Raw genomic sequence first — 12,413 nt, forward strand, 5'->3', positions numbered from 1 at the left:
AAAGACTTTAATCTAAAAAAGACTTTCACGTGAAGATGAAAGCCTTTTTCAATTATCATATTATGAGCAACTATACTAAACGATTAGATCGATGCAAAGGTACGATATTTTTTGAGATATACAATGTTTTTTAGAATTTCTTTTAAGCGGAAAAGACTTGGGCTTCTTTGTTGATTTTCTTAACCAATCCCTGAAGTACCTTCCCAGGAGCGAGTTCATAGAACTCGGTGGCGCCATCGGCAATCATCTGCTGGACACTCTGAGTCCACTTCACCGGAGCGGTAAGCTGTGCGATAAGATTTTGCTTGATGGCTTCAGGATCGGTTACCGCAGTAGTGGTCACATTCTGATAGATAGGGCAGAGTGGTTTTTGGAAGGAAATCTCTCCGATAGCCTTGGCCAATTCCTCCTCGGCAGGCTTCATCAGTACAGAGTGGAAAGCTCCCCCTACCGCAAGAATCTGAGCACGCTTGGCACCTGCCGCCTTGAGGGTTTCACAAGCTTTCTCCACTGCCTCATAGGCTCCAGAGATAACCAACTGTCCTGGACAGTTATAGTTGGCTGGGGTTACCACACCCTCAGTATCCTTACATACTTGTTCAACTACAGCGTTGTCCAAGCCTAAGATAGCCGCCATGGTACCTCGCTCCAATTCGCAGGCCTTTTGCATAGCTTCGGCACGCTTGGCTACCAGGCGTAAGCCCTGTTCGAAGGTCAGTACGTCACTGGCTACCAAGGCGGAGAACTCGCCCAAGGAGTGTCCAGCTACCATATCAGGTTTGAAAGCATCGCCCAAGACCTGACGCTGAATAACAGAGTGAAGGAAAATCGCAGGCTGGGTAACACGTGTTTGCTTAAGAGCCTCTTCATCACCGGCGAACATGACTTCGGTGATAGCAAAGCCTAAAATAGCATTGGCTTCTTCAAAAAGCGATTTGGCAAGAGGACTGCTCTCATACAAGTCCTTTCCCATTCCCACAAACTGGGAACCCTGCCCAGGGAAAATATAAGCTTTTTTCATGGGTATTCTTGATTAAGTGTATCAGAGGGCAAAGATAGGTTTTTTTCGGGAGATGAGCAAGAGAGATTTTGAAATGAAATTTTATAAAAACAGGCTTGTATATTCGAAAAAAATAGTAAATTTGCACTTTGGAATGGCTATCATCTTGCTTAACTTATGAAAATATCAGTTGTTATCAATACCTATAATGCTGAAAAACACTTAGCTACTGTCTTGGAAACGGTGAAAGATTTTGATGAGGTAATCATTTGTGATATGCACAGCAATGATCATACGATTGCTATAGCAGAGCGCTATGGATGCAAAATTGTCTATTGTGAGCGTTTCCCTTATGTAGAACCTGCTAGGAATTTTGCGGTTGCTCAGGCACAGCATCCATGGGTGTTAGTGATAGATGCAGATGAAACCGTTCCTGCAAAGCTTCGAGAATACCTCTATCAAATCACTGAAGATCCTGCCATAGGAGGGGTGTATATTCCCTTCAAGAATTACTTTATAGACCAGTATATGCGGTCAGCTTATCCTGATTTCAAATTGCGTTTTTTCAAAAAAGAAGGAGCCGATTGGCCTAAAGAAATACATTCAACGGTAAAGGTACAAGGGGAGGTAATCAAGATACCACGCCATAGAAAAGACTTAGCTTCAGAGCACTTAGCTAATGATTCAGTAACTACCATTCTTAGTAAGAATAATAATTACAGTACCCAAGAAGTGGAACGTCGTAAAGGCAAGCGGATAGGTTGGGGCAAACTGCTCTTTTCCCCTTTTTTTTGGTTTGTAAAGTATTATTTTATTAAAAAAGGGTGCTTAGATGGCAAGAGAGGATTTATTTTTGCCGTTCTTAAAGCCCAATACAAATTCTCTTGTCTAGCAAAGCTATATGAATACCAGCAAAAAAACAATAAATAAAGAGTTCTTAGAAAAGAAAATTATACTGATAATGCCTCCTGATTTTGAGCTTTATAAAGTATTTGAACAACAGTTGAGCTGTATGGGCTTTGATCAAGTGGAGGTGATAGCGCCTATATTTAAATATAACTTAAAGGGGAAAGTTCTTAATTTTTTTCAAAAGACATTCTTTAAAAATAAGGCCTATAAAAAGCAATTAATAGATACACACTATGCTCAAAAAGTAGCAAAGGTGTTGGATGGGTTCTCCAAAGGAGGAATAGATTATGCAGTGGTAATTCGCCCTGACAAATTGGATATTCAGACTATAGAGAAAATACATCAAGTGGCTCATAAAGTAGTAGCCTACCAGTGGGATGGGCTTGCCCGCTTTCCAAAAGTATTTGATATTATAGGGTGTTTTGAACGTTTTTTTGTTTTTGATCCTCGAGATTTTTCTTTATATAAAGAAAAATATACTAATATACTTCCTTGTACCAATTTTTATATGGATTTTCAACAGGAAAATATTATTTCTGAAACAAAGGAAGTATTATATGTAGGGATGTATATTGAAGATAGGTTCCAATCATTACTGAGAGTAGTGAATAAATTGAGCCAATATGATTTAAACCTAAATATTAATCTCTTTTATGGAAGGAAAACACCTCCTTTTTTTCATCCAAATATCTCCTTCTTTACTAAAGGTATAAGTTTTCAAACATATTTATCCCTTGTCTGCAAGGCTTCAATTCTATTAGATATAAAAACAGTTGATCATGAAGGACTTTCTTTTAGAGTATTTGAAGCTATAAAATATGAGAAAAAACTGATTACAAATAACACAACAATTAAGCAATACGATTTTTATCATCCTAATAATATTTTTGTATTTGAGGAAGATAGTTTTCAAGGGCTTGAGTTATTCTTAAAAGGATCTTACACGCCATTATTAGAAGAAATAAAACAAAAATATAGTTTTACTAATTGGCTAAAATATGTGTTGAATATATCACCATATAAAGCATTGAATTATTGATAAATGAAGGTATCTATTATTGTAACTTGTTATAATCAAGAGGTGTTTTTTGATGAAACGCTTAGTAGCATAGCCCGGCAGACCTATACTGATTGGGAGTGTATTATTATAGATGATGGTTCTACAGATACATCTGGACAAATAGCCAAGAAATGGCAAGAAAAAGATAGTAGATTTCTATATTTCTATAAAAAAAATGGGGGTGTAAGTAATGCTCGTAACATGGGGCTTAGTAAAGTGACAGGTGATTTTATACAATTCTTGGATGGAGATGATACTATACAACCTACAAAATTGGAGGAAAGTATAAAGTTATTTATAGACAAAGGATGTGATATAGTGGTTACTAATTTCTATGAGATGAAGGGTAAAGAGGAGCGCCCTCCCTTCTGTGATCTTACGAAATATAAGTTTATCTATAAAAATATTCTTTTAAGGTGGGATATAGATTTTAATATCCCCATTCATTGTTTCCTCTTTACAAGGGCTATTATAGGAAATACGATTTTTGAAGAAACTATTTTTGCTAAGGAAGATTGGATTATGTGGATAAAAATATTTAAAAAATCTCCTAAAGTACTATTTATAGATTCTCCACTTGCGATATATAGAATTCACGAACAAAATGCAACAAGGAATAAAGAACTTATGGAAAGGAATACAGAGATGGCACTATCTTATATTTTGAAGGAAGAAAACTTGTATTTTGATGCTTTTTTTCTAAAGATAATAGCCCAATACAAAGAAAAAATACATAAAATACAATCACGTCCTTGGTATAAAAAAGTTTTTTATGCACTTATAGGAAAAGAATGAGTGTACTACTACTGTATTTTTGAATATTTAGGGGCAAATAGTATAAAAATAAACAATGGCATAAGGATATATGTACATTCAAATACATAAAAAAGTACATCTGTATTCATAATAGGCAGGAAGGCAAGAAGCATATACTGCTTGAGTATATCCTTTGAAAATAGAATTGCCCCAAGCCACAAAAGGAAAATACTTACTCCTAAGATACCTGTATCTACAAGGGTAGCTACAAAGTCATTATGTACATAATAAACGAAACCATCCATTATATATCTCTGGTAACCAGAGCCATTACCAATCCATATATTACTCTCCTTGATAGCTTGAAAGGCAGTTGTATATATTTGGTTACGAATAGGGTCTGAGAAATAAGCTGTATGAGTTGTCAGATATCCTACAATACCTATAGCCAAAAGACCTAATAAAACGAATAAGCTATATTTTATGGGTCTTGGAATTCTTTGCTCAAAGGAAAGATATACAAAAAAGGCCAATAGTATGAAGAATCCTATCATATTTACACGAGCCTGTATCATAAAGATAAAGCAAAAAAGTAGGATTGCATAGCAAATTATTTCAGCCGTAGAAATAATAGTTTTATTCTTCTTCCATAAAAGAATACCCAAGCCACCTATGAGAAGAACAATCCAAGAAATAAAACTAGGATGCTTAAACTTAGACCAGAATAATACCTCATAATAAGAAAAATATCCCTTGTCTAAGGTAAAAAAACTAAAAAAATGAATATTCTCAACTGCTTTTGTTGCAAAACTATAGAATACTATATTAGCTATTAGTAAAAGTAAAAAACCTTTGAAACAGATACCTATAAAGCTTATCTGTTGTCTTTGGCTTACTGAAAAGCCTAATAGTATAATAGGAATCAATAAAAAGAAAACAATACTCTCTTCTTCAAAAAGTATTCTTACTCCATAATCAAAATACTTTGCCCACGAAAGGGCTATGATTCGTATAATTATAAAGATGAAAAATAGAATAGAAATAGCTGTAGGCTTTATAATTTTTCGATGAATAATACCATATAGGGCACACAAAAAGAGAAATAAAATATCCAAACGGAAAGTAATCTTGTGCTTATAAGTCCATAAAAGAACAACTCCACAGCTTACAATAGTGATGGCATTCCTTAACCATTCACCTCTTTCAAACAAAGAAGAATGATTATGGTAGAGCCATAAAAGGATAAGAGTTATATCATAGCAGAAAATGCCATAAAATAATATATTTTTAGTGGTATCATTCCAGGTAGGTGTCGTCAATTGTAGGATAAAAAAGGTAATTACAAGAGGCAATAAAGCGAGGAGTAAAAACCATTCTTTCTGTAAAAAAGTCTTTATATTCATTTGTTTCTTTTATTGATATAATTATCTAAACTATCTAAAATTTCTCTATCTATTTCAGTATCGAATTTTCTTGCAAAGAGTTTCTCTTTTTGGGAAAGAATCGTTTTTAGGTCTTCTGATAGGAAGATATTATTCCCTCTAAAATAATTCACGTAAGTGATCTGTGGTTTGAGCTTGATTTGAGTGTCTGTTTGTTGTAGATTGATTAGGATGGAGTGGAAATAGATCTCATCAGGAGAGGAGGTATAGCGATAGTAATCTTCTAAAGAGGTACGGTGCTCTTTGATATAAGTGAGTACTTTATAGAAAGTTTTCTCTGAAAAAGCCCAAAACTGACTGCCGGCATATTGTTTTCTGAAAGGTGTGCTCCTGATAGGGAGTTTGCACAATAGCTTAAAGTGCTGCCAGGAGAGTCGTCCTTTGAGTAAGTGAAATAGCGTTCTTCCTTTTTGGAAAAGCGAACAATGTGAAAAAGGGGCATAACAGTTGCTATGGCCTCTCTCTTTAGAATGGAGTATGTGATAGTGCTCAAGCTTGTCCTTGACCATTTTAGTTTTCCATTTTTGTTCTAAGGGTAGGAAATCTATAAAATCAGAGTCATTATATTGTTCTAAAAAAGTGTTTATCTCCTTTTGAGAGGTGATAGGGTAGTCCTGCCCACTCATAAGGATAAAATAGCCTTTGGGTAGCGCCTTAGCAGCAGCTTCCATAAGGTTAATAGTAGCTCTGACGATAGAAAAATCACCCCAAACGCAATCCTCTCTCTGATCGATAAAAGAAACGGGTAGCCCTTGTAGGCATTCCTTAAAGGGAGTGATAGGACTTTTAGCATCTATATGGATATAGAAATGAGAAGTCTTATCGTGAAGTGCTTTCACCATTCTATAGAGTTGGTTTGGGTTTTTATGAGCAAGGATTAAGTAGTTTTTTTGCATAACATTATTGTTTCTAACTATTTTATTATGATAATACTATCCTCTGTAAGGGAATCAAAAGGGACATATTCACCTGTAAAAACTTTTAAAGTGTCAGAGGGAGGGGATAAGAAATTATAGGAACTATTTAGGCTACTTTCTTTGATACCAAGCCATTGGGCAAAACCTTCGATAAAATGATAGCCTGATTTGTTAATATGAACTTCTTTATGTAAGGTATCATTACTATTGATTATTACAAAAGGAACACGAAAGCTCGCTTTGGAAATACCATGAGCTAAGGAGGCTTTTGGAGAATTTCTATCCTTTGTCTCTAAGCCATGATCTGAGAAATAGAGAAGAGAAAAAGGGTGGTTTTGAGTTTGTAAGGTCTGATAGATTTGTTCTAATAGCTTGTCAGTTTGCTCAATAGTTTGTATATAGGAGGATAAATTGGTATTATAATAGCTATAATGGAGAGGAGCTTCCAATCTATTTTCAAAAAGCTGGTGAGAACCTACTAAATGAAGTATGAATAAGCGAGGACCAGTAGCAGGAAGAGATAAATATTCCTTGAAAGGTGCTAATAAACTGCTATCATATACTGGTTTAGATTCATAGTGACCCAATTTCATAAATTTTCTATGGTCAGCCAAAGAAGCTAATCTAGCCATAGGAGTATCCCATTCTCCTACAAGACCTTGATTAGAAAGCCAAAAGGTTTCAAATCCAGCCTTTTTGGCTAAACTGATGATATTATTTTCATATACAAAATCAGTTCCTTTCATTTGGATAAAAGTTCGTAGTAAAGAGGTTGTAGTATTGGCTGCGGTTGAAGTAAAACCTTCTAAAACAGTCCCCTTGACAGCTTTTAAAAAATTGGAATTCTCTACAGGAAACCCATAGAGAGACATATAATCACGGCGTACACTTTCTCCTATGACCAATACATAGTCTTGATAACGAGGAGTAACTGTATCTATTTTCCAAGAAGGAGGGAGATCTATCCCAATACTTTCTCGAAGCTTATAATAGTCTGTAATATCCTTGTAGAGGGAATCATAAAAAGAAAAGATAAGTGTATGTGAATGTCGAAATTCGAATCCTTTTTTTTCATCCCATTTCCTAATGGGGCGCTCAATAGTCAGTATAATAGCAGTCACAGCTATTAGAGAGGTAATAAGGATAGATTTTTTGTTATAGGTATACCTTTTCTTTTTTCCTAAATAAAGTATATATCCTGCAAAAAATAAAACAGCTATTGAAAGTATATAGGCATAGAGAGGTAATGATTGGGTGAATTCTTTGGCTTCTTGAAAATTTGTTTCAAGAAAAGCACTGATCATAGTAATAGTAGGATATCCAAACCATATAGTAGCAGGGAGCAATAGCGTACAAGTAAGGGTTATAAAGGAAAAACAAACAGCAAATAACCAATAATTGATATATCTTAGTACGATAAAAATAAAGAAAGAGGCAATCATCCCACCCACAGTCTCTGAGGTACCTAAGAGGTAAGGAATACCTATTGTAAAGCATAAAAGTAGGATCTCGAAAAGGTATGTTTTTAGATTGTTCATAAATAATATTTTAATTGGATAAGTTAAAATATTTCTCTAAAACCAAAAGACTGCATAGGTCTTCGGTGACAGGATTCCAAAAGGGAGCAGTATGAGCTTGAGCATTTTGGATAATTTCTTGACATTCTTTGGGGTGGCTGATATAGTAGCTTAGTTGTGTTTCAAGGTCGGAATAGTCGTCCTTGATCTCTATATAATGTATACCTCCTTGCAAGCTGCCTTCCATAAACCAAGTCTCTACGGTAGGTCTGGGCATGACAGCTATGGAGTTGGAGGACATAATCCACTTGAGGTTGGTAGCCACGTCATTTCCTTGTAGACTAAGGATAAATTTATAATCCAAGTGCTCTTCTAATTTAGTTTTAGGTTTCTCCCATTCAGGCTTTCCAATGCCATTTTTACTAACACTCCCTAAGTTACATAAGGGATGAGAAAAATATAGGTCATAGAAGTCATATCTATTTTGCTGATAGAGAGCTCCTCGACCTATGAGCATATCTTTTTTTTCACTAAAAGGTTTATCTTGGTTGACACGTATAAAATGTCTAACCTTATCCAGCTTTAGGAGGACGGAATTTTGATTGTTTTCAGTAATAGGGCGACTCTTTACAATACTTGGGGTATTGGGTACATGGATCACATCTCCAAATATGAAATCTATAAACTCATTTTCTGGGAAGTATCGGGTATATTCGTAAGTATCGAAGTAATAGGCCTTGGGGCTTTTAGGATTTTTGAGTTCTTTAAGCTGATGTAGACCGCTATTAGGTGTTTTTTTATCGAGCTTACAATAATAATCGACACGTTTTTGTATTTGTTCGAGAGTCTTAGTGTCTATTTTTTGCTTGAGAGTGTCAATGGCGTTCTTATAATCTCCTTTTTTACCTAAAAATAGGCGAAGATAGCTTTGTATGTAATAAAAGATTTTTATTTGTTTGGTAATATTCATTTCTCTATCAATTTTTTATAACGCTCTACTTTCCAATTTTTCTCTTTAGCAAAGCCAAGGAGCTTATCAAAACGAGTGATCATAGCTTCTCCGGTATTGCGCATGACGTAGGAAGGGAAGTTAAATTCCCTCTGATGTAAGTTGATAAACTCCCATGGGTGGAAGTAGAGGGCGGCATAGCCTAAGCTCCTAATGGTACGAACCAATAGGTACTTGTAATACCATAAGGGGAAGTTATGGAAGGAAAGCCAAAAGAGCGGAATACGCCAGGGGCTTACAGCGGCAGGTATTTGCCAAAGGTCACCCTCTCGGAAAAGGGCTCTGGGTACCTGTAGCTTATTATACCTACCGGGCAGGAAGGTGGGATTGACAGAGGAGTTGTAGCTATAGCCTGCTTGGCTAACATCGGTGGCGCTTACCTCCAGCATACGTGGCATACGGAGTCCCTCAATGCTTACACCAAACTGAGATTCCAAGGCCTCCTTAGAAGAACGCAGGTGCTCTATGGCAAAGTCGGAGTGGTAATAGGTATGTGAAGCCAATTCGTGGCCTTCGCTCAAAAGTCGCAGGATAAGGTCAGAGGCATTTTGAGCAAAAACGACGGTAGAGAAAAAGGTAGCCTTGGCCTCGTGCTTTTGGAGTAAGTCCAAGATAGCAGTAAGCCCCTCTCGAGAGATGGACATCTGTCGCTCAAAAGGAATATCAAAGCCGTATTCCTTAGGCATATCGAACTCTTCTATGTCAAAACTTAAATAAATCATAGGTTAGCTTGTTTTTCAAAAGGTTACAAATGAGCTTCCTGAATGATATAGGCAGGTCTTTCCTTGGTTTGGGTGAATATTTTTCCGATATATACCCCGATGATGCCTAAGATAATCAACTGTAAACCTCCAAAAAAGACAATAGTCATGATAAGGGAAGCCCATCCTGATATTTCCGAGCCATTGAGGAAGGAGTAGATCACATAGGGGATGTACAGTACCGAGAGCAAGGAAAAGAAAAAGCCTAAGAAGACCGCAAAATAGAGGGGTTTTACACTGAAAGAGGTAACTCCACTGAGGGCAAGTTGGAACATTTTCTTAATCGTGTATTTGGTCTCTCCCGAATGGCGTGCTTGCGCGGTATAGGGTATATACACTTGATTGAAACCTACCCAAGGAACCATACCGCGGAGAAAGGGTTCGTTTTCTTTCATCTGACGGATGACCTCCACTACGGATTGGTCAAGTAGGCGGAAGTCGGCCGAGCCTTCTTTGATTTCAATATCAGAAAGTAGGTTTAGCAGTTTGTAAAACTGCTGGGAACTCTTGCGTTTTTTCTTAGATATATCCGAGGGATAGGTGCGTAGGGTAGCCACTACTTGGGCTCCTTCTTCCCACTTGCGGATGAGGGAGGGAATTAGCGCTGGGGGGTGTTGCAAGTCGGCATCCATGGAGATGACCGCAGGGGCAAAAGCATGATCTAAGCCTGCTTTTACAGCGAGTTGGTGGCCAAAATTGCGGGAGAAGGAAAGATACTTCACCCGTCCGTCTTCCTTGGCCAATTGCTCAAGAGCAAGCAAGGAACTATCTTGACTGCCGTCATTTACAAAAAGTAAGTGGAACTGATAGTCGGGAAGTTCAGTGGCGAAGACCTCCTTGATGGCCTGATATAGCGGACGGATATTCTCACTCTCGTTATAGCAGGGTACGACGATATCTATCTTTTTCATGAGGCAACTTCTTTAGGGTTAGTCTCTTGTTTTCCATAATCCAAGCGACACATTTCCCAAATAAGGGTCAGCCATATCAGGGCTACTGGGACAGCCCTAAGGGAATAGCGAATGATATAGGGTTCCTTCAGCGGCTTGAATAGGTCGGTAGGGGAAAGTGAGGCTAAGAAACCTAAAATTAGCAGCGTGATTTTCAGGGCTTTATTTTCGTTAGGAGAAGCCATAAACCATAGGCCAATGCCTACATAGGCAATGATATAGGTGCTATTCTCGGTTCCGGTACTGAATAGGCATAAGAACATGCTCACCGAAGCTAAGAACATGAGCCGAAAGCGTAGGTGCTGGTATTGTCCTATTCGCAAGTAAGGGAGGGCAAAGAGGACTAAGGCAATGGAGATGACTATTAAGTTGTTATTGAACAAGCCTGTACGTTGCAGAAATCCTAAGAGAGAGAGGTTCTGGAGGTTATAGTGAGAGGTATCCATATTCTCTCCATTCTTTTCAGATAGAGAGACGTACCAATCATGATATTGGGAAAGCACATATTCAGGGGAGGAATATAGCATAGGCAAGCAAAAGAGCAAGGCTGCCCATAATAGACCTGACCATACAAAGCGTCCTTTGTCCTTGGCAAAGAAAAAGAAGGCCAAGCCGACAATTCCATAGAGCTTGGTCAAGGTGCCTATTACAATAAAAAGGGTTGCCCAGTGACTTTTCCCTTTTTCTACAAAAACAAAAGCCGCTACCAAAAGGGCGATGACACTGATGTTGAACTGTTGCATAGCCGCTGCTGTATACATATCATGGGCAGCTATCAGTAATATTCCTATAATGGATCCCTTGGACAGAGGCAATTGACGGATAGCCCAGTAAAGGAATGCCGCATTGGCCAAAATCCATAAGGTACATCCCAAAGAGGAGGGCAAAAGGGCAAAAGGAGCTATAATGGCGCTAAAGAATACCCCATAATGATTCATATCCCCATATTCTTCAGGATAGGGGATAAAGAGGGGGAGCTGCTTGAGGGTATGATTGAACACGCCCTCGAAGATAAGGTAATTGTTGAACCTACCTCGAATGACCACATTTTGCAAGATGGTAGCCAGTGCCAATCCTACCCAAAGGATAGCCGTAAAGCGCTCATTATAAAATAGTCTCTTTAGCATAGGAACAAGCTTAAGTTATACTTTCTTTCTCTTAAAGAACAGTAAAAACACCCCAGCCAAGATAAAGGGGATACTCAGCCACTGTCCGGTGGAGAGCAGGCCTAAAGTTTTTTCTATCCCTCCCTGGCTGTCCTTGACGTATTCTGCCAAGAAGCGGATAGTCCAAAGGGCGATTAGGAATACACCAAAGATAAAATAGGGTTGGTCTTTCTTATTTGTTTTCCAATAAAGGTAGTAGAGCAACCAAAAGAGAAAAAAGTAAGCGACAGCCTCATAGAGTTGGACTGGGTGGCGATAGGGTATTTGGTTATAGATCTCTGCAAACTGTAGATTGTGGGCGATGAGCTCGAAGGCATCTTTGGGGGTAGTGGCTCCGGTGAGCTGCATGGCCTCATGAGCGTTGAAGTCGCCTGATTGTAAGAATTTTACGGCAAAGGGAAAAGAGGAGTCAACGACCTTTCCTACGATCTCGGAGTTCATAAAGTTACCAAAACGAACAAACATCCCGCCTATGGTAATAGGAATCACGATTCGGTCAAGCACCCAGGAGAGTTTCATATCGGGATACTTACGGATATAGAGGAACATCGCGATGATGATTCCTACCGCAGCTCCATGGCTGGCCAGTCCTGCAAATCCAGTTACCTCAAAGGTAGGAGAGAAGCGGAAAGGAAGAATGATCTCCAGTGGATGTTGCTTGAAATAGTCCCAATCGTAGAAAAATACATGTCCCAAACGCGCTCCTAAAAGGGTCGCAAGCGCTACATAAATCACCAAAGCATCCAGCTTGTCAAGGCTTTTTCCTTCGGCTAAGAAGATCTTTTTCATGAGGTAAAAACCTAAGGAAAAGGCAATTACAAACATGAGGCTATAGTAACGTATCTGAATAATATGCAGGTCAAGCAATACCTGATCGGGATTCCAGTTCATGAGGGTTATTTTATAAGGGACAAAAGTACGAATTT

The 12,413-nt window shown here is 38.1% G+C and carries 12 protein-coding genes; 3 read left to right on the top strand and 9 right to left on the bottom strand.

Features of this window, described 5'->3' with window-relative positions; genetic code table 11:
- Nucleotides 1–142 precede the first annotated feature (142 nt).
- The gene (fabD, locus tag HMPREF1551_RS09600) at nucleotides 143–1,021 is read right to left on the bottom strand and encodes an ACP S-malonyltransferase (protein ID WP_021628931.1); all 879 of its coding nucleotides are present in this window, start codon (nucleotides 1,019–1,021) and stop codon (nucleotides 143–145) included.
- Between the two features lie 156 nt (nucleotides 1,022–1,177).
- Here fabD and HMPREF1551_RS09605 point away from each other — a divergent pair, with 156 nt between their 5' ends.
- From HMPREF1551_RS09605 to HMPREF1551_RS09615, 3 genes are read left to right on the top strand one after another with little or no spacing between them, the layout of a single operon-like run.
- On the top strand, nucleotides 1,178–1,930 hold the full coding sequence (locus HMPREF1551_RS09605) for a glycosyltransferase family 2 protein (protein ID WP_021628933.1): 753 nt from the start codon (nucleotides 1,178–1,180) through the stop codon (nucleotides 1,928–1,930).
- Nucleotides 1,902–2,948, top strand: coding sequence for a hypothetical protein (locus HMPREF1551_RS09610; RefSeq protein ID WP_021628934.1), 1,047 nt, complete (start codon nucleotides 1,902–1,904; stop codon nucleotides 2,946–2,948). The genes HMPREF1551_RS09605 and HMPREF1551_RS09610 overlap by 29 nt, the downstream gene beginning before the upstream one ends.
- A gap of 3 nt (nucleotides 2,949–2,951) precedes the next feature.
- Complete coding sequence (locus HMPREF1551_RS09615; protein WP_021628935.1) at nucleotides 2,952–3,764, top strand: glycosyltransferase family 2 protein; 813 nt, start codon at nucleotides 2,952–2,954, stop codon at nucleotides 3,762–3,764.
- Nucleotides 3,765–3,772: 8 nt separating this feature from the next.
- Here HMPREF1551_RS09615 and HMPREF1551_RS09620 read toward each other — a convergent pair whose 3' ends face one another.
- The 8 genes from HMPREF1551_RS09620 to lgt are packed head-to-tail and all read right to left on the bottom strand — an operon-like array spanning nucleotide 3,773 to nucleotide 12,378.
- Entirely contained in the window at nucleotides 3,773–5,128 is a 1,356-nt protein-coding gene (locus HMPREF1551_RS09620) for an O-antigen ligase family protein (protein ID WP_021628936.1), read from the bottom strand.
- Nucleotides 5,125–6,063 carry a beta-1,6-N-acetylglucosaminyltransferase gene (locus tag HMPREF1551_RS09625; RefSeq protein WP_021628937.1) on the bottom strand — a complete coding sequence of 313 codons (939 nt, stop codon included), beginning with the start codon at nucleotides 6,061–6,063 and terminating at the stop codon, nucleotides 5,125–5,127. Before HMPREF1551_RS09625 ends, HMPREF1551_RS09620 begins: the two co-directional genes overlap by 4 nt.
- Nucleotides 6,064–6,080: 17 nt before the next feature.
- A complete protein-coding gene (locus HMPREF1551_RS09630) occupies nucleotides 6,081–7,622 on the bottom strand; it encodes a sulfatase-like hydrolase/transferase (protein WP_021628938.1) in 1,542 nt (513 codons plus the stop codon).
- Nucleotides 7,623–7,632: 10 nt separating this feature from the next.
- The gene (locus tag HMPREF1551_RS09635) at nucleotides 7,633–8,571 is read right to left on the bottom strand and encodes a glycosyl transferase family 90 (RefSeq protein ID WP_021628939.1); all 939 of its coding nucleotides are present in this window, start codon (nucleotides 8,569–8,571) and stop codon (nucleotides 7,633–7,635) included.
- Nucleotides 8,568–9,332: a polysaccharide deacetylase family protein gene (locus tag HMPREF1551_RS09640; protein ID WP_021628940.1), complete on the bottom strand. Its 765-nt coding sequence runs from the start codon at nucleotides 9,330–9,332 to the stop codon at nucleotides 8,568–8,570. The genes HMPREF1551_RS09635 and HMPREF1551_RS09640 overlap by 4 nt, the downstream gene beginning before the upstream one ends.
- Nucleotides 9,333–9,355: 23 nt before the next feature.
- The gene (locus tag HMPREF1551_RS09645; RefSeq protein WP_021628941.1) at nucleotides 9,356–10,282 is read right to left on the bottom strand and encodes a glycosyltransferase family 2 protein; all 927 of its coding nucleotides are present in this window, start codon (nucleotides 10,280–10,282) and stop codon (nucleotides 9,356–9,358) included.
- The gene (locus HMPREF1551_RS09650) at nucleotides 10,279–11,448 is read right to left on the bottom strand and encodes a glycosyltransferase family 87 protein (protein ID WP_021628942.1); all 1,170 of its coding nucleotides are present in this window, start codon (nucleotides 11,446–11,448) and stop codon (nucleotides 10,279–10,281) included. The genes HMPREF1551_RS09645 and HMPREF1551_RS09650 overlap by 4 nt, the downstream gene beginning before the upstream one ends.
- A gap of 15 nt (nucleotides 11,449–11,463) precedes the next feature.
- Entirely contained in the window at nucleotides 11,464–12,378 is a 915-nt protein-coding gene (lgt, locus tag HMPREF1551_RS09655; protein WP_021628943.1) for a prolipoprotein diacylglyceryl transferase, read from the bottom strand.
- Nucleotides 12,379–12,413 lie beyond the last annotated feature (35 nt).

Source organism: Capnocytophaga sp. oral taxon 863 str. F0517, assembly GCF_000466425.1.
Classification (GTDB): Bacteria; Bacteroidota; Bacteroidia; order Flavobacteriales; family Flavobacteriaceae; genus Capnocytophaga.